Here is a 25,503-nt window from a genome sequence, read left to right as displayed (position 1 = left end):
GCGTTAGGCCTTCTTCAGCTTCTCGGCCTTTTCGAGCACTTCTTCGATGGTTCCCACCATGTAGAAGGCCTGTTCAGGCAGATCGTCGTATTTGCCATCGCAGATTTCCTTGAAGCCCTTGATCGAATCCTCAAGTTTCACGTACTTGCCTTCCATGCCCGTAAACTGCTGGGCGACGAAGAAGGGCTGCGACAGGAAGCGCTGGATCTTACGGGCACGCGACACGCTCAAGCGATCTTCTTCGCCAAGTTCGTCGATACCGAGAATCGCGATGATGTCTTGCAAGTCCTTATAGCGCTGCAACACCTGCTTGACGCGCTGCGCCGTCTGGTAATGCAGTTCGCCAACGATGCGCGGATCAAGAATGCGCGAGGTGGAAGCCAGCGGATCAACGGCCGGATAAATTCCGAGAGCCGCAATGTCGCGCGACAGGTTCGTCGTTGCATCCAGGTGTGTAAACGCGGTGGCCGGCGCCGGATCGGTGTAATCGTCGGCAGGCACATAGATCGCCTGCACCGAGGTGATCGAACCCTTGGCCGTCGAGGTGATGCGCTCCTGCAAGGAACCCATTTCGCTCGCCAGATTTGGCTGATAACCCACGGCGCTGGGCATACGGCCCAACAGTGCCGATACTTCCGAACCCGCCTGCGTAAAGCGGAACACGTTGTCGATAAACAGCAGCACGTCGGCGTTCTCTTCGTCACGGAAGTATTCCGCAACGGTCAGGCCGGTGAGCGCCACACGGAGACGCGCGCCTGGAGGCTCGGTCATCTGCCCGTAGATCAAAGCCGCCTTCGACTTCGTATAGTCGTTCGGGTCGATCACGCCAGACTCCTGGAATTCCAACCAGAGATCGTTGCCCTCACGGGTGCGCTCGCCGACGCCGGCAAACACCGAGAAGCCGCCATGCTTCATCGCGAGGTTGTTGATCAGCTCCATGATGATGACGGTCTTGCCGACGCCGGCGCCGCCAAACAGGCCGATCTTGCCGCCACGGAGATAAGGCTCGATCAAATCGATGACCTTGATGCCCGTCTCAAACATCTGCAGCTCGGTCGACTGCTCATCAAAGGCAGGAGCTTCGCGATGGATGGAGGAGAAGTGCGTTGCCTTCACCGGACCCATCTCATCAACCGGCTCGCCGATCACGTTCAACACGCGGCCAAGCACTTCACGGCCCACAGGCACCGTGACAGGCTTGCCGAGCGACTCCGCCTTCATGCCACGCACCAGACCTTCGGTGGGCTGCAGTGCGATGCAACGCACGCGGCCTTCGCCGATGTGCTGGGCGACCTCAGCGATGATGTCGATCGGCGCGGGGGTGTTGTAGCCTTCCGAGGTGATGCGGATGGCGGTATAGATCAACGGGATGTGCGCTTCAGGGAACTGCACGTCGACGGCGGGGCCGGCGACCTGGATAATTTTGCCTACGACGGCTTCAGCGGTGGTGGACATTTCTGTAATGACTCCGTTTAATCCAAAGCGGCAGCGCCGCTGACGATTTCGATGATTTCCTTGGTAATGCTGGCCTGACGGACGCGATTGAGATACAGCGTCAGTCCTTCGAGTACATCGGCTGCATTGGTAGTGGCAGCGTCCATCGCCGTCATGCGGGCAGCGTGCTCTGCCGCTGAACTCTCCAACATGGCGCGATAGATTCCGGTCTCGACATACTTCGGCAGCAGGGTGCCGAGCAACTGGGCGGGCGGTTGCTCGAAGATATAATCCTTCGGCTCTTCACTGCTCTCGACAGCAATCGGGAGCAGCTTGGACACCGTCAACTTTTGCGCAATGACGCTTTTGAATTCGTTATAGATCAGATAGACCGCATCAACGCGGTCATCGGAATAAGCAAGAGCGGCATTCTGGGCAATGGCGGCGGCGTCCGAAAAGCGCGCCTTCTCCACCACCCCGACATGCTCGCCGGTAAAGGTGTAATCGCGGCGCGCAAAGAAGTCGCGGCCCTTGCGGCCCACAGCTTCAATCTGAAAGCTGGCGTTCTTATGTTCCGCGATAAAGACCTGTGCGGCCTTGATCAGGTTCGTATTGAAGGCGCCGGCCAGGCCGCGATCGCTGGTCACCAGGATCAGCAGAATGCGCTTCTCCTCGCGGGAAGCAAGCAGCGGATGGCTGATGTCTCCGCCCGCATGGGCAGCGGCGGCAGCCACATCGGCCAGCATCTGCGCGTAAATTTCCGAGTAAGGACGGGCAGCCAGCACGCGTTCCTGCGCACGGCGCAGCTTCGCCGCGGCCACCATCTTCATGGCCTTGGTGATCTGCTGCGTGTTCTTGACCGACCGGATGCGGCGGCGTAAGTCAATCAGGCTGGGCATTTATTTCTTTACGTGCTCGGCGACAAAGCGATCTTTGAATTCCTTGAGAGCTGCGTTGACGGCCTTCTTGATATCGTCCGTCATCTCCTTCTTCTCACGGATGTCCGAAAGAATCGAAGGATGTGCGTTCTCGACAAAGCGGAACAGCTCCACTTCAAAGGAGCGAACCTTATCGAGCGGCAGATCGTCGATCACGCCACTCGTACCGGCGTAAACAATCAGCACCTGCTTCTCTACCGGCAGCGGCGCATACTGCGGCTGCTTCAACAACTCCACCAGACGGCTGCCGCGGGTCAACTGCTGTTGCGAAGCCTTATCGAGATCGGAGCCAAACTGAGCGAACGCAGCGAGTGCGCGGTACTGGGCCAGGTCCAGACGGAGCGAACCCGACACCTGACGCATGGCCTTGATCTGGGCGCTGCCACCGACGCGCGACACCGAGATGCCGACGTTCACCGCAGGGCGGATGTTCGAGTTAAACAAGTCCGACTCAAGGAAGATCTGTCCGTCCGTAATCGAAATCACGTTCGTCGGAATGTAAGCAGAAACGTCGCCGGCCTGCGTTTCGATAAACGGCAGCGCGGTCAGCGAACCGCCACCGAGCTTGGCGCTCAGCTTTGCGGCACGTTCCAGCAAGCGGGAGTGCAAGTAGAACACGTCACCGGGATAGGCTTCGCGGCCAGGAGGACGACGCAGCAGCAGCGAGATCTCGCGATAGGCCGCAGCGTGCTTCGACAAATCGTCATAGATACAAAGGGCATGGCCGCCGTTGTCGCGGAAGAACTCACCGATGGCGCAACCAGCAAAGGGCGCCAGATACTGCATCGGGGCCGGATCGGAGGCCGTCGCGGCAACGACGATCGAATACTCCATCGCGCCTTGCTCTTCGAGAGTCTTCACAACCTGCGCCACCGTCGAGCGCTTCTGGCCGATCGCGACATAGACGCAGATCATGTCGCCGCCCTTTTGGTTGATGATCGCGTCGATGGCGATGGCGGTCTTGCCGGTCTGGCGATCGCCAATGATCAATTCGCGCTGGCCACGGCCAATCGGAATCATCGCGTCGATGCTCTTGATGCCGGTCTGCATCGGCTGCTTCACCGGCTGACGGTCGACCACGCCAGGCGCCAGGCGCTCAATGGCATTGAAGGAGTCCGTCGCGATCGGGCCCTTGCCGTCGATCGGCTGGCCGAGCGCGTTGACCACGCGGCCAATCATCGCCTTGCCGACAGGAACCGACATGATGCGGCCTGTGCGGCGCACTTCATCGCCTTCTTTAATCCCAGTGGCGTCGCCCAACAACACCACACCCACCTGGTCTTCTTCGAGGTTCAGCGCAAGGCCAGAAACGCCAACGCCGGGGAACTCCACCAGTTCGCCCGCCATGACCTTCTCCAGGCCATAGATGCGGGCAATCCCGTCGCCAACGCTGATCACAGAGCCGATCTCTTCTACATTGACGGCCTTGTCATAATTTTCGATTTCCTGCCGCAGTACGCGCGAAATTTCGTCTGCCCGGATTTGAGCCATATTCTTGTTCGTTTCCTGTTCGTTAAGCCGTGAGGCGGCTCTTCAACGCAGCAAGCTTGCCACGGACTGAGCCATCGTATACTGTCGAGCCGATGCGGGCGAGCACGCCACCCAGCAAGGACGAGTCTAATTGAAAGTCGCAGTGAACTTGTTTGCCGCTGATCTGAGAAAGTTCCCCAGCGATCGCAGCCTTCTCCCCGTCCTGCAACGGAGCAGCGGTTGTGACATAAGCGCGCGCGACACCGCGCTTGGCATCGATGAATTCTTCCACCTTCAATCGCAGGGCATGAATCATGGACGGACGCCCACGATCGATCACCACAAAGATGAAGTTGCGCAGGATGTTGCTGAGTCCGGCCTCTTCGGCGATCTTCGCAACCACGGCCCGCTTGCGCGGACGCGAGACGGCCGGCGAGTTCAGGATGTGATGCAGATCGGCGGAAGAAGACACCATCGCATCGAAGGAGCGCAGCTCTTCGATGGCCTGATCAGGAGACAGCGGCGCATCGGGCGAAAAGAGGATATCGACAAAGGCAGTAGCGTAACGGCCTGCAAGAGCTTCAGACATATCTAGCGAGCCTCCTTAGCTTTGAGGTCGCTCACAAAGGCTTGCACCAGAGCGCCCTGCGTCTCCGGATTGCTTTCATTCTTGAAGCGCGCTTCGGCAATCTCGATCGCCTTCCTTGCGGTAAAGGCGCGAAGTTCCGCAATGGCAACCTGTGTCGCATTGCCAATCTCGGTGGCGCCGTTTTCCGAAAGCTTGGCAAGCAAGGACTGCGTCTGCGCTTGAATCCGCTTTGCTTCAACCTCGCGCTCGGCAAGAGCACGATCACGGATCTCACCAATCTCTTGATCAAAGTGGGTGAGCTTCGCAGTCAGTTCGCGCACCTTCGCATCGGCGGCCTGCACCGTTGCCTTTGAATCGGCAAGGTCTTTTCCGATTGCTTCACTGCGCGCCTTCAAAATCGGCAGAATGAACTTCACCACTAGAAAGGCGATGCCCGCGGCCAGGATGCCGAAGTTGATCCATTTGTAGGTGATGTTCTCGGCATGGGCCGCGCCGGCTTCTTCGGCCGCGCGCAGCAAGGCCGGAGCCAGGAGGAGAAAATAACGGGACATTTTAGTTGTGGCTCCCGCGCATGATTCCTGCCACGATCTGATTGCCAAGAGATTCGGCCTCCTGGGAGAGTGTGGCACGGGCGCTGTCCAACTCCACCGTAAGCTTGCGCTTGGCTTCATTGATCAGCACTCGATTCCCTTCACGAGCTTGAGTCAGGGCGAGCGTCTGTTCGTCCAGCAGACCTTTGCGCCAAACTTCCTGTTCCTGATAGATCTCAGCGCGGGCGGCGCGGAGCTTGGCGTCGTATTCGGCAACCTTGAGTTCCGCCGTCTGCAAAGCAGCAGCGGCTTTCTCTCGGGCGCCTTTGGTTTCGGCGTAACGATCGGCAAGGACTTTTTCCAGCGGCTGGAAAAGAGTCGACTTCAAGTACCAGTGAAGTAGTACGACAACGAAGAATGTTGGCAGGGCCTGGACGAGGAGGGCTCCTGCGCTGTGGAGCATCTGTTCCATGTATTGTGGTGACGGAACCCATAAATATAACAAATGACACTGTCAAACTGCAAGATTTCTTGTTTAACCGTAATTTGCAATGGGCAGCATCCCTTGTTCAAGGGATTTTAGGTCACTGGCACTCCCATACGGCACTCCGCGTGTACTGCTTTCACGGCGCGCTCTAGACCATCGCGGCGCACAACAATCGAGATCGTCAATTCACTCGACCCTTGCGCAATCGCAATGATATTCACATTGTCTGCGGAGATGGCGGTAAAGATCCGCCCCGCCAGGCCAGGATGCCCAGCCATCCCCTCCCCCACTACGGCCAGCAGGCCGACATTGTCATCGACTTCGATCGGATGCACATACTCATGCGCGAGTTCAAGACTCAGTTCCGCCTTCAACCGCGACAGCGCAATATCCACTTCATCCTTGCGGATCAAGAAGCAGAAGCTCTGCTGGTAGCTCGAACTGGTGAAGGCAAGCACTTCCGCATTGGCCCGTCCCAGCGCTTCAAGCACACGCCCCATCAGCATCGTGCCGTTGATCACCGGGCTTGCCGGCTCAATCGAGATCAGCGCGACACTGGCCATTGAGGTCACCGCGCGCGGGCCATTACCTTCTGCCTGTGCGGCAATCATCGTGCCCGGAGCGGTCAGGTTGAAGCTGTTCTTCGACCATACTGGAATTCCCTTGTCCACCAGCGGCGCAATCGTACGCGGGTGTAGCACCTTCGCGCCGTTATAGGCCAACTCGGCCGCCTCGCGATAGGTCACCACGTCGAGCACCGCGGCATCGGGCACCAGACGGGGATCCGCGCTCATGATGCCATCAACATCGGTCCAGATCCAGAGTTCTTTCGCGTCGAGCGCACTCGCGAGAATGCTCGCGCTGAAGTCAGATCCGCCGCGTCCGAGCGTCGTCGGCCGTCCATCCACCGTTGCGCCGTTAAAGCCTGTTATTACGGGCAGCGTCCCGGCCAGAAGTTTCGGCACCAGAATCTTGGCGGCCCGCTCGATCGTGAAGTCCATGATCGGGCTGGCATTGCCAAATACCGAATCGGTGACAATCACTTCGCGCGCATTGACGGCAACAGCCGGAGTACCGCTCGCATCGAGATAAGCAGCGATCAAGGCGGCGCTCAGCCGTTCCCCGATCGAAAGCGCTTCGTCGACGCTACGCGGCGGGCGTTCCGCCAGCATCAGGATGCCGCTCGAGAGACGTTCAAACTCTTCAATCAGGCCACGGATGATCGACAGGACGGCATCTTGGCGATCGGCGGGAAGCAGTTCCTGGCAAGTGTCTGCATGACGCTTCTCGATGATGCGTATGTTTTCTTTCACCCCTTCCTTGTCGCCTTCTTCCGCCGCTCGAAGCGTCGAGAGCAGCAGGTCGGTCACCTTGCTCATGGCGGAAACAACAATCGCGACAGGGCGGGTACGGGCGGCGTCAACGCAAATCTGGGCGGCGACGCGCATCCGGTCGGCAGAGCCCATGCTCGTGCCACCGAACTTCATAACGAGGAGATCCGGGATCAATGAACTAATTCCTTTCCATTGCTGGTCTTGGCGCGGACAATTTTTAAGATCTCTTCTTCCACTTCGTGGGGAGAGAGATGGGACGAGTCGAGATAAGTGGCATCAAGCGGCTGCATCAGTGGTGAAGCGGCACGATTGCGGTCACGGAAGTCGCGCTCTTCAATTTGCTTCCGAAGAGTCTCAAGGTCGAAGGGAATCTGCTGTGCTGTCAGATCCTCGGCACGGCGTTGGGCGCGAATCTCGGTATTCGCATCGAGAAAGATCTTGATATCGGCATTCGGAAACACGATGCTGCCAATGTCGCGGCCTTCCATCACAACGCTGGTCTTGGCAGCCATGGCACGCTGCAGGTCCACCATCGCGCGGCGAACGCCGGGGACGGCTGCCACGACGCTCGCCGCCTCAGCCACTTCCGGCGTGCGGATCGCATCGGTCACATCTTCGCCGTTCAATTGCACCCGCTGATGCCCGTGGGCAAACTGAATATGAGCATTGCGCGACAAGGCCTCCAGACGAACCGGATCCTCCAGCGGAATGCTGCTCCGCATCGCCCAAAGGGCAACGGCGCGATACATCGCGCCCGTGTCGATATAGGTTGCTCCCACGCGAGCCGCAATGCGGCGCGCAATGGTGCTCTTCCCCGCTCCGGCGGGGCCGTCAATAGCAATGATCAAGCGTTTGGGCAAACTGTCATTTTAGCCGAAGGCGTTTACAATCGAATCATGTACCGTACGATTGCGACTCTCGCCCTGGGCGCCACCCTGCTCTTTGGCGCCAATAAAGCCGTAGACCAGGCGAAGAGCCTGATGAAGGAAAAGAAGTATGAAGAGGCCGTCGCGGTGCTGGAACCGGCCGCCAAAGCAGCTCCCAAGGATGTCGCCGTCAAGAACGCCATGGTCGAAGCGCTGCTCGGCAACGCCGACAGCTATATGTACAACGACAAGCTGCCCCCCTTCCGCAAGTATCCAGCCGCACTCAAAGCCTATCGCCGCGTTCTCGAATTCGACAAGACGAACCAGAAGGCCAAGGACAACGTCTCCACGATCGAAGGCATCTACAAATCGATGGGCCGCCCGATTCCCCAATAGCCCGGCAAGGTAACAACTGATTTCCCGCCCCACTCTATGTGGATATGGCGAACGCGGCGGATGTCTTAGTCGAAATGTTGATTGAGGCCGGAGTCCAGCGGGTCTACGGCCTGGTCGGAGACTCGCTGAATGGAATCACCGATTCCATTCGCAAGTCAGGCAAGATTGATTGGCTCCATGTGCGGCATGAAGAAGTGGCAGCCTTCGCCGCCGGAGCAGACGCGCACCTCACCCGGCAACTCGCGGTCTGTGCCGGTAGTTGTGGGCCCGGCAACCTGCACCTCATCAATGGACTCTACGATTGCCACCGCAGCCGCGTGCCGGTCCTGGCGATCGCAGCACAGATTCCCAGCGCAGAACTTGGCAGTGGCTACTTCCAGGAAACCCATCCCGAGCAGCTCTTCAAGGATTGCAGCCACTACTGCGAGCTGGTCACAGAGTCCTCCAGCTTGCCGAGAATCCTCGGCATTGCTATGCGCACTGCCCTCACCAAGCGCGGCGTCGCGGTGGTCGTGATCCCCGGCGACGTCGCCTTCGGCGCCTGCAAGAATCCTGCGCTGCCACTGGCAATCCTCCAGTCCCAATCCACCACCATCCCCTCTCCCACCGACCTCGAGAAAGCAGCGAAGCTCCTCAACGCCGCACAGAAGGTCACCATCCTCGGCGGCGCCGGTTGCGAAGGCGCGCATGCCCAACTTCTCGCCATTGCCGGACAACTCCAGGCGCCAGTCGTGCACGCGCTACGTGGCAAAGAGTTCATTGAATACGACAATCCCTTCGATGTCGGCATGACGGGCCTGCTCGGCTTCTCCTCTGGCTATGCAGCGATGATGAGTTGCGACTTGTTGCTGATGCTCGGCACAGACTTCCCCTATCGCCAGTTCTACCCCAAGGATGTACCCATCATTCAGGTAGACATCCGAGGGGAGCAGATCGGCCGCCGGGCCCCCGTGCAGCTCGGCCTCATTGGCGGCGTCAAGGAGACCATCGAAGCGCTGCTGCCCAAGCTCAACCCCAAAACCAGCCGCAGCTATCTCGACGCCTGTCTCAACCATTACAAGAACGCTCGCAAGGGCCTCGATGACCTGGCGGTTGGCGAGCCCGGCCGCACGCCCATCCACCCGCAATACCTTGCCCGCATCGTCAACGAGATGGCGGCTGACGATGCAATCTTCAGTTGTGACGTCGGCACTCCTTCCGTATGGGCCGCGCGTTACCTGCACATGAACGGCAAGCGCCGTCTGCTCGGCTCCTTCACCCATGGGTCAATGGCAAACGCAATGCCGCAATGCATCGGCGCGCAATCGGCCTTCCCCGGCAGGCAGGTCATCAGTCTGTCTGGAGATGGCGGCCTGGCGATGCTGCTCGGTGATCTGCTCACCTTGCACCAGTTGAAGCTGCCCGTCAAAGTGATTGTGTTCAACAACAGCTCCTTGGGCTTTGTGGAGCTTGAAATGAAGGCGGGAGGATTGATCGATTTCGGTGTCAGCCTGGACAATCCTGATTTCGCCACCCTCGCCGGATCCGCGGGAATATTGGGAATCCGGGTGACCAAACCAGAAGAATTAGGCCCCGCATTGCAACAGATTCTGCAGCACAACGGGCCCGCGCTGCTCGATGTCGCCGTCAACCGCCAAGAGCTTTCGATGCCCCCGACCATCACGCTCGAAAACGCACTGGGCTTCAGCCTTTACCTGCTGAAGGCCGTCATGAATGGACGCGGTGACGAAGTAATCGATCTGGCCAAGACCAATTTATTCCGGTAAATGCCGCGGCTATGATAGGCTCATCGCAGGTTCATGCGACGTAGCGTCTTTGTCTTTTTTTCCTTGATTTCCGTTGGTTCAGCTCAGAATGCAGCTTCTGATTTGGATCGCCGTTTTACGGGCACCGTTCGCCCCATCGTCAACCGTTATTGCGCCGGGTGCCACGGCGGCACAGCACCAGCCGCGCAATTCGATCTTCGGCCCTATACCAACACAGCCTCCGTCGTCAAGGACTACGCGCATTGGAACACCGTCATGGAGCGTGTCGCGGCCAAGGAGATGCCTCCCAAGGGCACGCCCCAGCCCACCGATACCGAGCGCCGCGAACTGGTCCAGTGGATTGACTCCATGCGCAAGAGTGAGGCGCAGAAGCGCGCGGGCGACCCCGGCATCGTCCTTGCCCGCCGCCTCAGCAACGCGGAATACAACGACACGATTCGCGATTTGACCGGAGCCGACATCCGGCCCACGCGCGAGTTCCCCGTCGACCCTGCGAATCCCGCCGGCTTCGACAACTCGGGCGAGTCCTTGACGATGTCGCCCTCTCTGCTGAACAAGTACTTGCAGGCCGCTCGCGAAGTCGCCAACCACATGGTGCTCACCCCCGACGGCTTCGACTTCGCTCCGCATCCGATGCTGGTCGAAACCGATCGGGAGAAGTACGCGATCAAGCGCATTGTCGATTTCTACGCCCGCCAACCCACCGACTATGCCGACTACTTTGAAGCAGCCTGGCGCCACAAGCAGCAGCCCACTTTAAGCCTGGCGAAAATCGCAACGGATGCGAAGCTAAGCCAGAAATATCTGCCGATGATCTGGGACTTGCTCGAAGGCCGCACCACGGAAGCAGGCCCGATCGCCAAGCTGCGCACGATGTGGAGAACGATGCCACCCGATGCCGTTCGCGCCCGCTGTGTTGAAATGCGCGACTACGTGGTGAAGCTCCGCAAGCTCACCGCCATGGAGTTCGCCGCCCCGCCGGTCAAGGGCCTGAGCCCTACCTCACAGCCGATCATGAACTGGAAGCTGCGCGCCTTCGCTTCTCACCGCCGCGATTTCGATCGCGCCGCCTTGCGCATGGATACCGATCCGCCACTGGAAGCGCCGGTCATTCCGCGCTACCCCGGGCTCGGCCAGGAATCGGCCATCCGCGCCGCCGCCCTGATGGCCAAAGCACGGGTCGGCGAGTCCAGCCTGATCATCCCCACAGGCCAGCGCGCCAATTATGAGGCTGCCTTTGAGAAGCTGAGTTCCGTCTTCCCCGACGTCTTCTACGTGCGCGAGCGGGGCCGTTTCTTCCCCGACGACTCACAAGACAAAGGCCGTCTCCTCAGCGCCGGCTATCACAACGTGATGGGCTATTTCCGCGACGACACCCCGCTCATGGAGCTGATCCTCGACGAACGCGGCAAGAAGGAGCTCGACCGTCTCTGGGACGAGTTCGAGTACATCGGCGACTACACGACCCGCACCTGGGTGCAGTACTTCTTCAACCAGAGCGGCGAGGTGTTGGGCAACGGACGCGAGAGCGGTACGGCGCGCCCCAGCGACGCCGCAGTCGTCGCATCACCGGTTATCTTCGGCCTGCGCGATGCCTATCTCGCCAAGGCTGAGGCCAGCAACAATCCCATTGCTATGGAAGCGATTCGCGACCACTTCAAACGCGTTGACGACTCCATCCGCCGCATCGAGCGGATGCGTGTCGAGGCCGAACCGAAGCACGTCGAAGCCCTGCTTGCCTTTGCCGCGCGCGCCTATCGCAGGCCCCTCACCGTCAAAGAGCGAGAGAGCGTTTCTGGCTACTATGCGTCCCTGCGCAAAAAGGATGGCCTGACACACGAGGAAGCAATTCGCGACTCGATCGTCAGCGTCCTGATGTCGCCGAAGTTTTCCTACCGCATCGACCTCAGCAGCGCAGGCGCCCGCCCCACGAATGCAGTCACCGGCGTGCCGCTTTCGGACTACGCGCTCGCCAGCCGCCTCAGCTACTTCCTGTGGTCCAGCATGCCTGACGAAACGCTCTTGTCCCATGCCGCCAAAGGGGATCTGCATCGACCCGAGGTGCTGATGGCCCAGGCGCACCGCATGCTGAAGGACGAAAAAGCGCGCGGCCTCTCCACCGAGTTTGCGGGCAACTGGCTCGACTTCCGGCGCTTTGAAGAACACAACGCCGTCGACCGCCAACGCTTCCCCAGCTTCAACAATGAACTGCGCGAAGCAATGTTCGAGGAGCCGGTCCGCTTTCTTGACGACGTCGTTCGCAACGACAAGTCGGTTCTTGATCTCATCTACGGCAAACATACCTTCGTCAACCCCGTGCTCGCCAAGCACTACGGCATGCCCGAAGTGAAAGATTGGACCCGCATCGATGACGCGAGCCCCTACGGGCGTGGCGGTCTGCTGCCCATGTCTGTGTTTCTCACGCAGAGTTCCCCAGGCCTCCGCACCAGTCCGGTGAAGCGTGGCTACTGGGTCGTGCGGCGCGTGCTTGGCGAAGTGATTCCGCCACCGCCCGCCAATGTCCCCGAGCTTCCGGGCGACGAGGCCAAGTCCGATTTACCCTTGCGCGAGATGCTCGCCAAGCATCGCGAAAACGCGAGTTGCGCTGCTTGCCACGCGCGCTTTGATTCCTTCGGCCTGGCCTTTGAAAACTACGGCCCTGTCGGAGAACGGCGCACCAACGATCTTGGCGGAAGGCCCGTCAACACGGAGGCCATCTACCCGAACGGCGCGAAGAAATCCGGCGTTGATGGCGTGCAAAGCTACATCAAAGAAAATCGGGAGAAGGATTTTGTAGATAACCTCAGCCGCAAGTTGCTCGCCTACTCTCTTGGACGGTCGCTGCTGCTTTCCGACGAGCCGCTCGTCGAACGGATGAGCGCCAAGCTGATTGCGGGGGGCTATCGTTTCTCCGCCCTGGTAGATACGATTGTGACGAGTACCCAGTTTTTAAATCGACAAAGCGAACAGAAAGGTGCTTCTAATGCCCAGAAATAGATCGTGGTCCCGCCGGACGCTGCTACGTGGCGCCGGAGTCAGTATGGCGCTTCCCTGGATGGAATCGCTCCCCTGCTTTGCGGACACAACGAAGTTCCCCAAACGCTTCGGCGTTCTCTTCATGGGCAATGGCGTCAATGAGGACCATTGGGGCGCCGAAGGCAACGGCGCGGACATGAAGCTCAGCAAGACGCTCGAGCCGCTCGAACCGCTCAAGCACAAGATCAACGTCGTCCACGGGCTCTTCCAGAAGCGGGCCACGGGCCAAGGCATCCACCCTGCGCAAACTGGCGCGCTGCTCTCAGGCGCCGTCATCCAGAAGGGCGCCATCATCAAGGCCGGCATCACCGTCGACCAGTTGATCGCCAACAAAGTCGGCCAGGAGACAGCGCAACAAAGCATCGTCCTTGCCTGCGAACAACCGATGACCGGCTACCACGAGACCAACTTCTCGATGGCCTACAGCTCACACATCTCCTGGCAAACGCCCGACTCGCCGGTGCCGAATGAGGTCTACCCGTCGCTCGCCTGGGACAACCTCTTTGAGAACCGCGGCAGCCTGCGCAACATGAGCATCCTCGACCGCGTCATGGACGACGCCAATAGCCTGGGTCGCAGCATCAGCGCCAACGACAAGGCAAAGCTCGACGAATACCTCACCAGCGTTCGCGAGGTGGAAAAGCGCGTCGACAGCATGCGCAAGAGCAAGGACAGCGCCGAAGATCTGGCCAAGCAAAAGAACCGTCCGGTCTTCTCGATGGACCGCCCCGCCAACGGGCTGCCTGAGGATCTGCGCGACCACGCCCGGCTGATGTGCGACATCATTGCCATTGCCTTCCAAACTGATAAGACCCGCGTCGCCAGCCTGCTACTCGCCCGCGATCTGTCCGCGATGTACTATCCCTTCCTGGGCGTCAAGGACGGCCATCATTCCGCCTCGCACGACAACACATCGGAAGGCTACGAGCGCATCTCCCGCTTCCACCTGAGCCAACTCGCCTACCTCGCCACCAAGCTCGACAGCATGAAGGAAGGCGAAGGCAGCGTGCTCGACAACTCCTGCCTGATGTTCCTCTCGAATATGTGGATTGGCCGCAAGCACGACAACTCCCGGCTCCCGCTGGTGCTCGCAGGCGGTCTCGGAGGCACCCTCAAGACGGGTCGCACCCTCGACTACATCAAGGCGGGCAACGACAACCGCAAGCTTTGCAGCCTCTTCCTCTCCATCATGGACCGCATGGGAATCCAGGCAGACGCCTTCGGAGACGCCACCACAAAGCTCGAAAACATTTAGCGCTTATTGTGTTTTGGGGGTGACAAACTCAAACCAGCCGTCCATCATCTCATCGACGGTATTGTCACCCCACCGGATTACCTTCGAGGGGTCAGGGTTGTAGCGGTTGTTTGGCGAATTGTCGAAGGTCGCCGTCAGCTTGATGCGCGTGCCCTTCGGAATCCGCACCGGGGTCGCATTCAGGTATTTGGTCTGCCATTCAAAATCGTACTTCGGAATATCGATGAGCGTCTCCATCCGGCCATCCGGATAGATCGCCTCAAACTTCATGCTCTTCCCGCGATAGTGCATATGGGCCAGATAGCTGAGCACATCCGCATCTTCCTGGAAGGTATAGCAGGCCGTCACCACATGGTTCTCATCATTGGCCGGAATCAAAAACGCCGTATTGTGTAGATCGATACGACGCAACTCCTGCGTCGGCGGCTGCTTCGCAAAACGGAGCCCCACGCTCGTGATGTCTTTCTCTTCCTTGCCCGTCGTCTTCGAGTAGTGGATCGTAAACTTCAGCTTTGAGCCAGCCGGAATCTTCTTCGCGATTCCAGTGGGCCATTGCTCCGGAGCCTTCCCCGGCACAAAGCTCGCTAAAATCGAACCCAATTCACTCGGGCTCGCACCGGGCCACATACCGCCATTCGGATGACTGCAACCATCGTCAATCACTGGCGCATCGGGGCGCGCAAAAGCACGGGTGCCCTCACGCATGGTGTAGCTGACCCTTGGCGTCGTCGAAGCGGCCTTGGGCTTGGGAGCAGCAGGAGTCGCACTCTCCAGCCACACATGAGCATGGTGTACGACCTTCCGGTTCCCTGGGCGAATCTCGATCGCCTCCACCCAGACGTCTTCTTTCAGATTCGTCTCGACCACAAAGTTCATCTGCTCGTCATAGCCGGAGTTCGACAGCGTAAATTCCGGAATTGAATAGATCGCATCGGGCTTCCCAATCTGCCAACCCTCCGCAAACTGCGGCAAAGCAGGCAGCAACTTCGGGTCCCCTTCCGGCGCGCCGGCCTTTGCCCAAGCCGTAATCAAAGCCACATCCGAATCCTTCAAGCGCGAATCATTCGCAAACTTCCCATAATGCGGATCGGCATGCCAGGGCGGCATCTTCCGTGTCTGCACAGAAGCCTGAATCGCCTTCGCCCAAGGCCGGATTTCTTTGTAAGAGGTCAAGGGCATCGGGCCAATCTCACCGGGACGGTGGCAACTGGTGCAGTTGTTGAAAAGGATGGGGGCAATATCCCGCGTGAAGGTCGGCGTCTCCGTCGCGGCAAAAAGCGGCAAAGCAAGAGAGGCAAAGAAGGCGGCCCTGTACATGCCCCTAGTCTATCGAGCTATCTGGGACAGTGCAGCCTGAATTTGCGGGTCGCGAATCGCCTCAATCTCGTCGCCCTTCTCCACACCAAGGCTCAGATTCACCAGTTCCTGTTCGAGGCGATTCGCAATCCAGGCCCGGTCCACAGACCACTCCGCCAGCGTCGGCTGCACCTGATGAGCCGACAGCCATTGCTGAAACTGATCGAGTGTATTAGCCGGCATCCGATAGCCCGGCTGCGGCTTCGGGTTCCGCTGCAGCCACTCCGTGGCAAAGGCGACAAAGAGGCCATTCGCATCGATGAAATGACGCAAGCGCGTCCCAGGCTCCGGCCCTTGGACGACATCCGGCTCAATACCCGCCTTCGCCGTGTTCAGGTTTGGATCAATCTGGGCGCCTTCGTAGCGGCGCTGGATCGAACGGCCCTTCGGCGTGTAGTAATAAGCAGTGGTCAGCGCCAATCCATCGCCATTGCTGATCGGGAACACGCTCTGCACCAGACCCTTGCCATAACTGGTTGTACCGACAATCGTCGCCCGCTTGTGATCCTGCAACGCCCCAGCCACCACCTCAGACCCGCTCGCGCTCTTCTCATTCATCAGCACCGCCAGAGGAAACGTGTAAGGGTCGTTCTCTGCCGGAACATCGATGTTCTCTTCCTTCTTCGAGCGGCCGCGAATGCTGGTCAGCCTTGTCCCGGCAGGCAGAAACAAGCTGGCCGCCTCAAGAGCTGACGAAAACACGCCGCCCGGATTGTTACGCAAGTCCAGCACCAGCCCCTTCAGTTGCTTACCGCCCAGTTTCTCAATCGCCCGCTGCAGGTCGCGGCCGGTCTTATCCTCAAAGCTGGCGACGCGAATGTAGCCGATGCCCGGCTTCAGTTCATAGGCCCGGTCGACGGTTGGCGCATCGAGCGTCGCTGGTGACAAGACAAACTCAAGCGGCCTCGGAAAATTCTGGCGGCGCACCGCTAGCAGAGCGTCCTTCTGCCGTGAATAGGCCAGAAACTCCACCATCTGCTCTGTATCAAAGCGGCTGAGCGCCACGTTGTTGACGGCGATGATCTCATCACCCGCGCTCAAACCGGCGCGCTGGCTCGGGCTCCCGGGCATGGTCTGCAACACAATCACCCGGCCCGGCAACACGCTGACAATCGTGCCAAAGCCCTTCCGCGTCGAAGTCTCCATCTCGCGGAGTTGCTGGAACTGATCCTTATTGAAGAAGATCGAATGCGGGTCCAACTTCCGCAGCATCGCCGGAATCGCCCCCTCTTCAAAGGCCCGCCCCGCGCTGATCGGCTCCGCCGCGTTCGCCTCTACCAGGCCGTAGACTTGCGTGAAGCGGCGGATGTGCTCGGCAAGCCCCGAAGGGTCTTCCTGAGCGCAAAGCGCCATCGGGAGAATGGCCGTCAGAAGGCGTCGCATTGTTATCGATAAAACCGGGTGGCCGCCTTACGAGCATGCCGTTCGAGGGCAAGCTCGATCAGCCGGTCCAGGAGCCGCGCATAAGGAATCCCGGAATGCTCCCACATCTTGGGGTACATGCTGATGGAAGTAAAGCCAGGCAAAGTATTTACTTCATTGACGTAAAACTGCCCCGTGGCGGTTTCATAGAGGAAGTCAACCCGCGACATCCCCTCGCAACCCAGCGCTCGCACCGCATCGACAGCATGCTTGCGAATCGCCGCTGTTTGCGCAGCATCCAGCTTCGCCGGCAATTCGATGCGCGTCGTATCGAGAACATACTTTGCATCGTAATCGTAGAACTCGCCCGCCGGCAGAATCTCGCACGGGAACGAAGCCTGCATCTCTTCATTGCCCAGCACGCTGCATTCGAATTCCCTGCCCGCAACGGCCCGCTCGATAATCACCTTCGTATCGAAACTGGCGGCCTCCTCAAGAGCAGCCTCCAAACCTGCAAGATTCTTCGCCTTATTGATCCCAACCGAGGAACCCAGATTGGCCGGCTTCACAAACACCGGCAGCCCCAGCTTCGCGATAATTGCGGCAGCATCCAGTTCGCCGCGCCGCTGGATCACATAATCGACAATCGGCACGCCGGCATCATGCAGAATCCGCTTTGTAAATTCCTTGTCCATCGCCGTCGCGCTGCCCAGCACGCCGGGTCCGACATAGGGAAGATCGGCAAGTTCAAACAAGCCCTGCATCGTCCCGTCTTCGCCAAAGGTCCCGTGGACAATTGGAAAGACTAGGTCGATGTTCGGATTCGCACCCGGTGCCGGCAGGATCGGGCCAGGATTCCAGGCTCCGTCCTTGGTCACCAAAAATCGGGAAACTTCGTAACGCTCCGGATCAAGATTGGAAATGATGGATTCGGCCGAACGAAGGCTGACTTCGTGTTCCCCAGACCGGCCACCATAGACGACGGCAACTTTGAGTTTAGACATTCTTCCGCCTTCTATTGTGGCCTTTCACTCAGGCCGTTTGGGTGGAAACTGCAAAACATTCCGTTGAGATCGTACACCTCAAGGCAGAATGCGCTTCCCCATCGCCGAGGCAATCAGTTCTACCGCAAGCAATGCCGTGCGATTCGCTGTATCGAGAATTGGGTTCACCTCGACGATCTCCAAAGACCGCAGCAGCTTTGAATCGCTGACCGTCTCCATCGCCAGATGCGCCTCGCGATAGGTCAGGCCGCCACTCACCGGAGTGCCCACCCCTGGAGCATAATCCGGATCGATGCTATCCATGTCGAAGGAAAGATGAATGCCTTCGGTGCCATCGCTTGCGGCCGCAATGGCCCGCCGCATCACCTGCCGCAGGCCGAGTTCATCCACATCACGCATCGTAAAGGCCAGAACACCGCTCTCCCGGACATTCACCCCTTCGGCGGGATCGACATCGCGCAGGCCGATCAGCACCGTGTTCTGCGGAGACACTTTCGGAGCAAAACCGCCGATATGCGTCAATTCACGCGGGCCCATGCCCAGCGCAGCAGCGAGAGGCATTCCATGCACATTCCCGGACGGACTCGTCGCCGGAATATTCATGTCGGCATGTGCATCAATCCAGATCAGCCCAAACTTCGCTTTCGACTTGCGATAGTACTTTGCTAAGCCCGCCAGCGAGCCTGCCGCAATCGAGTGATCTCCACCCAGAATCAGCGGAAACTGCCCAGCACTCGCCGCTCTTTCGACAATCTTCGCAAGACGGGTGCAACTAGCGGCAATCTCATCGAGAAAGCGAGCCGAAGTCGATTTCGGTGTCGTCGATTCCGGCTGCACCACCTCAATATTGCCCAGGTCCCGGACACTGTAACCGAGCGAAGCCAGCCGGGCATGAAGACCGGCCGCACGCACTGCCGAGGGCCCCATATCGACACCGCGACGTCCGGCCCCAAGGTCCATCGGCGCGCCGATAATCGCAACTTCAGTAGCGTCCATTTAGGGCCTCGTGCGATACAACATTCGGGGGTAAGCGATCGCTTCCCGCAGATGATCCAGCCCGCACATCCAACTGACGGTGCGTTCAATCCCCATTCCAAAACCACCGTGGGGAACGCTGCCAAACTTGCGCAAGTCCAGATACCACTCAAAGGCGTCCCGCGGCAGCTTGTGCTCCTCGAGGCGCTGCAACAACAGATTCAGATCATGAATGCGCTGGCCGCCCCCGATAATCTCGCCATAGCCATCGGGAGCGATGACATCGACGCCGAGCGCCACTTCCGGACGCTGTTCATCCGGCTGAAAGTAGAAAGCCTTGATCTCGGTCGGGTACTTATCCACCAGCACCGGACGGTCCATCTCTTCCGTCAGCAGCGTTTCGTCGGTATTGCCAAAGTCGGCGCCCCAGGTGATTTCGCTGCCCTTGCCCTGCAGAATCTTCACCGCCTCGTCATAGCTCATCCGCGGAAACGGACTCTTCACCGTCTCCAGCTTGGCCGTATCGCGCTCAAGAATCTTCAGTTCTTCGCGGCGGCGGTCCAACACCCGCTCGACAATCGAAACCACCAATCCTTCGGCCAACACCTTCACGTCCTCAAGCGTCGCGTAGGCCATCTCCGGCTCCACCATCCAGAACTCGGTGAGATGCCGCCGTGTCTTTGATTTCTCTGCGCGGAAAGTCGGCCCGAAACAATACACCTTCCCCAGAGCCATCGCATTCGCTTCGTTATAGAGCTGGCCGCTCTGCGTCAGATAGACCTTCTCGTCCTCGAAGTAATCCACCTCAAACAACGTGCTGGTGCCTTCGCAAGCCGCGGGCGTAAAGATCGGCGTATCCACCAGAACAAAATCACGGCTGTCAAAGTAATCGCGCACCGCGCTGATCACTTCATGGCGAATGCGGGCAATCGCAAACTGCCGCTTCGAACGCAGCCACAGATGCCGCCGGTCCATCAGGAAGTCGATGCCATGATCCTTCGGCGTAATCGGATAAGGATCTTCCTCGGGCACGCGCTGGTGGATGGTCGCATCCTGGATGTCCAGTTCATAGCCACCAGCCGCACGGCTCTCCGCACGCACCGTTCCCACGACGGTTAGCGACGATTCCTGCGTCAGATTCCGGATGGACTCAAACAACTCTTCCGGCAGTTCCGCCTTAACGGCCACACACTGCAGGAAGCCTGTGCCATCACGAAGAATCGGAAACGCGATCTTCCCGCTGCGGCGGAGATTGTACAGCCAGCCAGACAAACGCACCGTCTGGCCTTCGTACTTGCCAATCGATGCAATCGAGACACGCGGAAACTCACTCATCGTCTTGATTCCCTTTCTTCTTCCGCCGAAGGCAGTTCTTCCAGACGGCGAAACACTTCGGCCGCCGCTTCGATCGACTTCGGAATCCCCGGCACTTCGCGTAATTCCAACAGCAGCGGATACTGCCCCGGACGCTCCCGCAGCAGGCCCATCGTCTTGCGCCAATTCACGTTGCCATCCTCGCCCAGAAACGGATAGCGATGATTGTCATTCTTGCCGTCGTTATCGTGGATGTGGGTCGACTTCACGCGGTCCCGCATGATCTCCCACTCGTGCTCAATGCCGCTCATGATGTGCGCATGGCCGCTATCGAAACAGAAGCCATTGCGCAAATGCGTCATCTCGAGAAAACCCATCAGCCGCTCGCCGCTCGACAGCGCGTTCGGAATATTCTCCAGCAGAATCTCGACGCCACGCTGGCCGGCAAACAGATTCAACTCCTCGAGCGCCGTAAACGCCGCATCCCACTTGCGCAGGTCAAACTCTTCCCCACCCACGCCCAGATGCTGCACCGCATAGCGATACGGAATCACTTCGGCCGCCTCGAGCGCCCGCTTGATCTCGTCCACCATCTCCTGGCGGCGCGGCTTGCTCAGCTCCGTGATGCTGATCGTCGCGTTGGGTCCGCTACGGCCCCACTGGTCATCGCTGTACATCGGCATATGCAGCGAATGCAGCTTCAGTTGCGAATCCCGAAACCAGTGCCCCAGCTCATTGATCTGCGCACGGTCGCGATAGTCCAAGTGATGCCGGGCGCAAAAGATCTCGACCGCCGGAATGCCCGCATCCCAGATTCGATCGAGCCAGACCGTTGTCAGGCGGTGTTGGATGCAAACATGTGTTGAAAGAACGTGATCCATTTTATTTACTTAGTAACCAGCAGCCTTCCCATTGCTGCGCCCGTCCGGCGCACCTTGCAGCCACTTTTCCTCCACCAGAATTCCATGTACGTTTGAGACCCCCATCGTACCTGTTTCGACGTTGTGGCCCATTTTCTTAAGCAGCTCCACCGTATCGGGAGACCAGCCGCGTTCGAGATAGAGCCGGTCGGGCATCCACTGGTGGTGCAGACGCGGCGCGTCAATGGCGTCCTGCACATTCAGCTTGTAGTCGATGACATTGAGAATCGCCTGCATCACGCCAGTGATGATCCGTGTCCCACCCGGGGCGCCAATCACCAGCAATAGCTTGCCGTCCTTGGTGACAATGGTCGGCGTCATGCTGGACAGCATCCGCTTCCCCGGAGCAATCGCATTCGCCTCACCCCCCAGCGCCCCAAACATGTTCGCAACGCCCGGCTTCGCCGAGAAATCGTCCATCTCGTTGTTCAAGAGGAAGCCGAGCCCCGGAACCGTCACGCCACTCCCATAGCTGCCATTCAGCGTATAAGTCAGCGAAACCGCATTGCCCTGCGCATCAACAATCGACAGATGCGTCGTCTCCGGACTCTCCTCCGGCGGCACCGCTCCATGCTGCAGCGATGCCGAAGGCGTCGCCCGGTCCGTAATCGAATCGGCCCGTTGCGCAATGTACTTCGGATTCAGCAAACCCGCCACCGGAACCTTCACAAAGTCCGGATCGCCTAGAAATTGGCTTCGATCCGCATAATAGCGGCGCATCACTTCGGCCAGCGTATGGGCCAACTTCGCACTGCCCATCCCTGCAGGAAACGGATTTAGGTGCTCCAGCATCCCCATCATCTGCAGCATCCCAATCCCGCCCGAACTCGGCGGAGGCGCCGCGATGATCTCATGACCGTGATAATGGCCCAGCAGCGGCTTCCGCTCAACAGCCTGATAATTCCGCAGATCTGCTTCCGTCACCAGGCCGCCATGCTTCGCCATCTCGGCAGCCAGGCGCTTTGCCGTCTCGCCCTGATAAAACTCCGATGGCCCACGCTTCGCAATCCGGTCTAAAGTGCGTGCCAACTCCGGGAGCCGCAAGGTCTCTCCCGCCTCGTAGTAGCTGCCACCCTTCAGATAGATACGTTTCGATTCAGGGAACGGTCCGGTCGTCCGCTCCGATCCGCGAATGCTGCGCGCCGTCGCATAAGAAAGAACAAAGCCATTCTTCGCCAGCTTGACGCTTGGCTTCACCAGTTCGGCCCACGGCAACTTGCCGTACTTCTTGTGCAGCAGTTCCAGACCACGCACGGTGCCCGGCACACCGCTCGCGCGCCAGCCCACCACGCTATCCCGGGTTGGCTTGCCTTGCGCATCGAGATACATATCGCGCGTCGCCTGGCCCGGAGCCTTCTCGCGAAAGTCGATGAAGTTGGCCTCGCCGTTCGCACTGCGGACCAAGGCAAATCCGCCGCCCCCGATGTTCCCCGCCGTCGGATAAGTCACCGCAAGCGCAAAAGCAACGGCCACCGCCGCATCATAAGCATTCCCGCCCCGTTTCAGAATCCCGACGCCGACATCGGTCGCAATCGGATCCTGGGTGACCACCATCGCCTTGCGAGCCCGGACCGGCTCATGAGCGCTCAAACCAAGCGCGAGAAAGATCACCAGGGCGAATCTCATCTATTTATTGCCTCTCTGCCTTTTCCAATCGAAGAGTACGATGCCCGCGGCGACAGAGACGTTCAGGCTGGGGATGGGTCCGCTCATCGGGATGCGGACTAGAAAATCGCAAGCGCTCCGGATCTTCTCGTGGAGTCCGTGGCCCTCTGCTCCGAGAACAACGACGCTCTTCTCGGCGAAGTCGGCGTTGTCGTAACTGAGCTTGCCACGCTCATCGAGGCCATAAATCCAATATCCGGCCTTCTTAAACTTCTCGAGCGCTTGGGCCAGATTATTCACCCGCACAATGGGAATGTGTTCGAGCGCACCGGCAGCCGCTTTGGCCACCGTTTCGGTCACACCCACCGCGCGGCGTTCGGGAATTACCACCGCGCCAGCCCCCACCGCCGACGCGGTTCTCAGAATCGCGCCGAGGTTATGCGGGTCTTCCACCCCGTCCAGGACGACGATCAGATCGCCCCCTACCACCTCATCAATCTGCTGGTATTCCTTCTCGGCTCCAAACGCAACCACCCCCTGGTGGCGGGCATTCGCACCGGCACTGCGATCCAGCGATTCGCGAGGTTCAAAACGGAGAGCGACTTTATTCTGGCGGCAGAGGTCGACGATCTCCTGGATTCGAGGGCCTCCGGCGCCTTTGGCGACAAGCACGCGGTCGAGAGATCGTCCCGCTGCCAGTGCCTCCTTCACGGGATGAATCCCAATCAATATGGCCATCTATAATGAGATTATCCCCTTGAAACGTGCAGTTTGTCTTCTTTCCGGCGGACTTGATTCCTCCACCTGCCTCGCCGTTGCCCACCGCGCGGGCTTCGATTGCTATGCGCTGAGCTTCGATTACGGCCAGCGGCACCTCTTTGAGCTCGAAGCGGCCCGCCGCATCGCCGCCAGTCTTGGCGCCAGTGAGCACAAGATTCTGAAGCTCGATCTCCGCAGCTTTGGTGGTTCTGCGCTCACCGCCGACATCGATGTGCCCAAGGACCGCGCAGCAAAGGACATGGACACCGGCATCCCCGTCACCTACGTTCCGGCGCGCAACACGATCTTCCTGTCCTTCGCCCTCGCCTGGGCCGAAGTCCTCGGCGCCGCCGACATCTTCATCGGCGTCAACGCGATTGACTACTCCGGCTATCCCGATTGCCGTCCCGAATACATCGCCGCCTTTGTGAAGATGGCCAATCTCGCCACCCGCGCTGGCGTTGAAGGCGCCACCTCACTGCAGATTCATACGCCGCTCATTGCTCTATCCAAAGGTGGAATCACGAAGCTTGCCGCCGAGTTAGGGGTCGACTTCTCACTCACCTTCACCTGTTACGATCCCGACGCCGCGGGCCGTTCCTGTGGCGCCTGCGACGCCTGCCAACTGCGCTTGAAAGGCTTCGCCGAAGCCGGTCTCACCGACACCGTGCCCTACCAGTCGCGATGAAAATCAGCGAAATCTTCTATTCGATCCAAGGGGAAGGCGGGCTTGCCGGCGTCGCCAGCGTCTTCGTGCGCAGTTCCGGCTGCAATCTGCGCTGCGTCTGGTGCGACACGCCCTACACCAGTTGGAAGCCCGAAGGCACAGAGCAAAGCATCGATCAGATCGTCGACCAGGTCCGCAGCTTCCCCGCCCGCCACGTGGTCCTCACCGGCGGCGAGCCGATGCTCTTTGAGGAATCGATTGCCCTCTGCCAGCGCTTCCGCGATCTCGGCCTCCACATCACCATCGAGACGGCCGGAACCGTCTTCCGCCCTGTCCCCTGCGACCTGATGAGCATCTCCCCGAAGCTGGCCAACTCGACGCCGGTCGCCGACGAATTCTGGGCCTCCCGCCACGACAAGCTGCGCCTGCAACCAGAGGTGCTCCGCAAGCTGATGGAGCACAGCGACTACCAACTGAAATTCGTCGTCGCCCAGCCAAGCGATCTCGAAGAAATCCAGCCCCTCGTCCAAGCCTTGTCTGCTATCCCCGAAAAAGTCCTGCTCATGCCGGAAGGCCGCGACGCCGCCACCTTGCAGCAGCGCTCCTACTGGATTGTCGAAGCCTGCAAAACGCACGGCTACCGCTACTCACCCCGCCTGCACGTCCAGCTCTGGGGCGATCTGCGGGGCGTCTAGCTGGGCCGCCACTGCAGATGCACCAGCGCCGCAATGCGGCTCTCCCCATTCAGCACCGCCTGCTTCACCACCAGCCCATCCTGGCTCGTTAAGATCCGCACGACGTCCCCAATCTGCAATTCCGAGCGGTAATGCACCTCGGCGCGCTCCAGTTCATGGTGCATCAGAAAATCCAACGGCAATGCATCGACGGCCCAGCGCAGGATCGCAACATTATTGATGTGCTCATTCTGATCGGCATCGCTCCAGGTCGCGCGGATCGTCATCTCATGCGCAGTCGCCTCCGGCGGACTCAGCGCCTCTTCCTGGACGGCAGGAATCGCGTATCCAGGATCGACACAAAGCGCCACAATTGCATCCGGAATCCGCACCGGCCGCCGCGAGCCAAGATCGACAATCACCCACAAGCTCGAAGCCGTCGCAAGAGTCGCACCACGCTCATCGAGAATCACAAAATCGCGATAAGCCCGCGCCCCGCGCAACTTCGTACTCGGCCAAGTCTCCACCACAATCGCATCCCCAATCCGGGGATGCCGCTTCACATCGAGGCGCATCTTCGAGAGCATCCAGGTCTGGCCGTCCTTGCGCAGTTCCTCGGTTGCAGCAGAAAGCATCGCAGCATGCGCAGCAGCCGCATTCTGCAAAAGGCGCCAATACGCAGACGGAGCAAGCCGTAGCTTCACGTCGGCTTCGAAATAACCGACAACCGATTGCTCACGGTAGATTTTGACTTCCATACCTGCCA

General features: G+C 59.4%; 23 protein-coding genes. 6 read left to right on the top strand and 17 right to left on the bottom strand.

Annotated features, from left to right (window positions below; genetic code table 11):
• Positions 1-3: 3 nt before the first annotated feature.
• From atpD to cmk, 8 genes are all read right to left on the bottom strand, one after another.
• The gene (atpD, locus tag M017_RS0121510; RefSeq protein ID WP_031500255.1) at positions 4-1,455 is read right to left on the bottom strand and encodes a F0F1 ATP synthase subunit beta; all 1,452 of its coding nucleotides are present in this window, start codon (positions 1,453-1,455) and stop codon (positions 4-6) included.
• A 17-nt stretch (positions 1,456-1,472) separates the two neighbouring features.
• Entirely contained in the window at positions 1,473-2,333 is an 861-nt protein-coding gene (atpG, locus tag M017_RS0121505) for an ATP synthase F1 subunit gamma (protein WP_031500254.1), read from the bottom strand.
• Complete coding sequence (atpA, locus tag M017_RS0121500; RefSeq protein ID WP_031500253.1) at positions 2,334-3,863, bottom strand: F0F1 ATP synthase subunit alpha; 1,530 nt, start codon at positions 3,861-3,863, stop codon at positions 2,334-2,336.
• 22 nt (positions 3,864-3,885) lie between these two features.
• Positions 3,886-4,431 carry an ATP synthase F1 subunit delta gene (atpH, locus tag M017_RS0121495; protein ID WP_031500252.1) on the bottom strand — a complete coding sequence of 182 codons (546 nt, stop codon included), beginning with the start codon at positions 4,429-4,431 and terminating at the stop codon, positions 3,886-3,888.
• Between the two features lie 2 nt (positions 4,432-4,433).
• On the bottom strand, positions 4,434-4,982 hold the full coding sequence (locus M017_RS0121490; protein WP_031500251.1) for a F0F1 ATP synthase subunit B family protein: 549 nt from the start codon (positions 4,980-4,982) through the stop codon (positions 4,434-4,436).
• Position 4,983: 1 nt separating this feature from the next.
• Positions 4,984-5,349, bottom strand: coding sequence for a hypothetical protein (locus M017_RS0121485; protein ID WP_155121552.1), 366 nt, complete (start codon positions 5,347-5,349; stop codon positions 4,984-4,986).
• A 191-nt stretch (positions 5,350-5,540) separates the two neighbouring features.
• On the bottom strand, positions 5,541-6,956 hold the full coding sequence (locus tag M017_RS0121480) for an aspartate kinase (protein ID WP_238326000.1): 1,416 nt from the start codon (positions 6,954-6,956) through the stop codon (positions 5,541-5,543).
• Positions 6,953-7,642: a (d)CMP kinase gene (gene cmk, locus M017_RS0121475; RefSeq protein ID WP_031500248.1), complete on the bottom strand. Its 690-nt coding sequence runs from the start codon at positions 7,640-7,642 to the stop codon at positions 6,953-6,955. Before cmk ends, M017_RS0121480 begins: the two co-directional genes overlap by 4 nt.
• Positions 7,643-7,678: 36 nt before the next feature.
• Between cmk and M017_RS0121470 the strand changes: the two genes are divergently transcribed.
• The 4 genes from M017_RS0121470 (at position 7,679) to M017_RS0121455 (ending at position 14,101) form a co-directional block, all read left to right on the top strand.
• Positions 7,679-8,044 carry a tetratricopeptide repeat protein gene (locus M017_RS0121470; protein WP_031500247.1) on the top strand — a complete coding sequence of 122 codons (366 nt, stop codon included), beginning with the start codon at positions 7,679-7,681 and terminating at the stop codon, positions 8,042-8,044.
• 44 nt (positions 8,045-8,088) lie between these two features.
• Positions 8,089-9,810, top strand: coding sequence for a ubiquinone-dependent pyruvate dehydrogenase (poxB, locus tag M017_RS0121465; RefSeq protein ID WP_031500246.1), 1,722 nt, complete (start codon positions 8,089-8,091; stop codon positions 9,808-9,810).
• A 102-nt stretch (positions 9,811-9,912) separates the two neighbouring features.
• A complete protein-coding gene (locus tag M017_RS0121460) occupies positions 9,913-12,807 on the top strand; it encodes a DUF1592 domain-containing protein (RefSeq protein WP_238325999.1) in 2,895 nt (964 codons plus the stop codon).
• On the top strand, positions 12,794-14,101 hold the full coding sequence (locus tag M017_RS0121455) for a DUF1552 domain-containing protein (protein WP_031500244.1): 1,308 nt from the start codon (positions 12,794-12,796) through the stop codon (positions 14,099-14,101). Before M017_RS0121460 ends, M017_RS0121455 begins: the two co-directional genes overlap by 14 nt.
• Positions 14,102-14,104: 3 nt before the next feature.
• On the opposite strand, the gene M017_RS0121450 is transcribed toward M017_RS0121455, so the two are convergent.
• The 8 genes from M017_RS0121450 to rlmB all read right to left on the bottom strand — a co-directional run bounded on the left by M017_RS0121450 (position 14,105) and on the right by rlmB (position 23,375).
• Positions 14,105-15,418 carry a c-type cytochrome gene (locus tag M017_RS0121450; RefSeq protein WP_051670700.1) on the bottom strand — a complete coding sequence of 438 codons (1,314 nt, stop codon included), beginning with the start codon at positions 15,416-15,418 and terminating at the stop codon, positions 14,105-14,107.
• 9 nt (positions 15,419-15,427) lie between these two features.
• On the bottom strand, positions 15,428-16,840 hold the full coding sequence (locus tag M017_RS0121445; protein ID WP_031500242.1) for a S41 family peptidase: 1,413 nt from the start codon (positions 16,838-16,840) through the stop codon (positions 15,428-15,430).
• 2 nt (positions 16,841-16,842) lie between these two features.
• On the bottom strand, positions 16,843-17,823 hold the full coding sequence (locus tag M017_RS0121440) for a D-alanine--D-alanine ligase family protein (protein WP_031500241.1): 981 nt from the start codon (positions 17,821-17,823) through the stop codon (positions 16,843-16,845).
• 78 nt (positions 17,824-17,901) lie between these two features.
• Complete coding sequence (gene rocF / locus M017_RS0121435; protein WP_031500240.1) at positions 17,902-18,819, bottom strand: arginase; 918 nt, start codon at positions 18,817-18,819, stop codon at positions 17,902-17,904.
• Positions 18,820-20,133: an asparagine--tRNA ligase gene (asnS, locus tag M017_RS0121430; RefSeq protein WP_031500239.1), complete on the bottom strand. Its 1,314-nt coding sequence runs from the start codon at positions 20,131-20,133 to the stop codon at positions 18,820-18,822. It abuts the gene before it with no gap.
• Positions 20,130-20,993: a sugar phosphate isomerase/epimerase family protein gene (locus tag M017_RS0121425; protein ID WP_031500238.1), complete on the bottom strand. Its 864-nt coding sequence runs from the start codon at positions 20,991-20,993 to the stop codon at positions 20,130-20,132. The genes asnS and M017_RS0121425 overlap by 4 nt, the downstream gene beginning before the upstream one ends.
• 9 nt (positions 20,994-21,002) lie before the next feature.
• Complete coding sequence (gene ggt / locus M017_RS0121420; RefSeq protein WP_031500237.1) at positions 21,003-22,658, bottom strand: gamma-glutamyltransferase; 1,656 nt, start codon at positions 22,656-22,658, stop codon at positions 21,003-21,005.
• A complete protein-coding gene (rlmB, locus tag M017_RS0121415; protein WP_031501182.1) occupies positions 22,659-23,375 on the bottom strand; it encodes a 23S rRNA (guanosine(2251)-2'-O)-methyltransferase RlmB in 717 nt (238 codons plus the stop codon). It lies immediately after the preceding gene.
• 19 nt (positions 23,376-23,394) lie between these two features.
• On the opposite strand from rlmB, the gene queC reads away from it, so the two are divergent.
• Positions 23,395-24,084 (top strand): 7-cyano-7-deazaguanine synthase QueC, encoded by a 690-nt coding sequence (queC, locus tag M017_RS0121410; protein WP_238325998.1) that lies wholly within the window; start codon positions 23,395-23,397, stop codon positions 24,082-24,084.
• Complete coding sequence (locus tag M017_RS0121405) at positions 24,081-24,758, top strand: 7-carboxy-7-deazaguanine synthase QueE (RefSeq protein WP_031500235.1); 678 nt, start codon at positions 24,081-24,083, stop codon at positions 24,756-24,758. Before queC ends, M017_RS0121405 begins: the two co-directional genes overlap by 4 nt.
• Here the strand turns inward: M017_RS0121405 and M017_RS28110 are convergent.
• Positions 24,755-25,495 (bottom strand): acyl-[acyl-carrier-protein] thioesterase, encoded by a 741-nt coding sequence (locus M017_RS28110; protein WP_051670699.1) that lies wholly within the window; start codon positions 25,493-25,495, stop codon positions 24,755-24,757. The two genes, M017_RS0121405 and M017_RS28110, sit on opposite strands and share 4 nt — an antisense overlap.
• Between the last annotated feature and the right edge of the window lie 8 nt (positions 25,496-25,503).

The sequence above is a fragment of the Bryobacter aggregatus MPL3 genome, from assembly GCF_000702445.1.
In the GTDB taxonomy this organism is placed as follows: Bacteria; Acidobacteriota; Terriglobia; order Bryobacterales; family Bryobacteraceae; genus Bryobacter; species Bryobacter aggregatus.
The sequence above is the reverse complement of the archived record's forward strand: the minus strand, read 5'-3'. Positions and strand labels throughout refer to the sequence as shown.

Bases quoted from the DNA above. Each gene is read 5' to 3' on its own strand.
- M017_RS0121405 (WP_031500235.1), top strand. From the start codon at position 24,081: ATGAAAATCAGCGAAATCTTCTATTCGATCCAAGGGGAAGGCGGGCTT.
- ggt (WP_031500237.1), bottom strand. From the start codon at position 22,658: ATGAGATTCGCCCTGGTGATCTTTCTCGCGCTTGGTTTGAGCGCTCAT.
- M017_RS0121490 (WP_031500251.1), bottom strand. From the start codon at position 4,982: ATGTCCCGTTATTTTCTCCTCCTGGCTCCGGCCTTGCTGCGCGCGGCC.
- M017_RS0121455 (WP_031500244.1), top strand. From the start codon at position 12,794: ATGCCCAGAAATAGATCGTGGTCCCGCCGGACGCTGCTACGTGGCGCC.
- atpG (WP_031500254.1), bottom strand. From the start codon at position 2,333: ATGCCCAGCCTGATTGACTTACGCCGCCGCATCCGGTCGGTCAAGAAC.
- rocF (WP_031500240.1), bottom strand. From the start codon at position 18,819: ATGGACGCTACTGAAGTTGCGATTATCGGCGCGCCGATGGACCTTGGG.
- M017_RS28110 (WP_051670699.1), bottom strand. From the start codon at position 25,495: ATGGAAGTCAAAATCTACCGTGAGCAATCGGTTGTCGGTTATTTCGAA.
- poxB (WP_031500246.1), top strand. From the start codon at position 8,089: ATGGCGAACGCGGCGGATGTCTTAGTCGAAATGTTGATTGAGGCCGGA.
- M017_RS0121440 (WP_031500241.1), bottom strand. From the start codon at position 17,823: ATGTCTAAACTCAAAGTTGCCGTCGTCTATGGTGGCCGGTCTGGGGAA.
- atpA (WP_031500253.1), bottom strand. From the start codon at position 3,863: ATGGCTCAAATCCGGGCAGACGAAATTTCGCGCGTACTGCGGCAGGAA.
- M017_RS0121425 (WP_031500238.1), bottom strand. From the start codon at position 20,993: ATGGATCACGTTCTTTCAACACATGTTTGCATCCAACACCGCCTGACA.
- rlmB (WP_031501182.1), bottom strand. From the start codon at position 23,375: ATGGCCATATTGATTGGGATTCATCCCGTGAAGGAGGCACTGGCAGCG.
- M017_RS0121450 (WP_051670700.1), bottom strand. From the start codon at position 15,418: ATGTACAGGGCCGCCTTCTTTGCCTCTCTTGCTTTGCCGCTTTTTGCC.
- asnS (WP_031500239.1), bottom strand. From the start codon at position 20,133: ATGAGTGAGTTTCCGCGTGTCTCGATTGCATCGATTGGCAAGTACGAA.
- atpH (WP_031500252.1), bottom strand. From the start codon at position 4,431: ATGTCTGAAGCTCTTGCAGGCCGTTACGCTACTGCCTTTGTCGATATC.
- M017_RS0121470 (WP_031500247.1), top strand. From the start codon at position 7,679: ATGTACCGTACGATTGCGACTCTCGCCCTGGGCGCCACCCTGCTCTTT.
- M017_RS0121445 (WP_031500242.1), bottom strand. From the start codon at position 16,840: ATGCGACGCCTTCTGACGGCCATTCTCCCGATGGCGCTTTGCGCTCAG.
- atpD (WP_031500255.1), bottom strand. From the start codon at position 1,455: ATGTCCACCACCGCTGAAGCCGTCGTAGGCAAAATTATCCAGGTCGCC.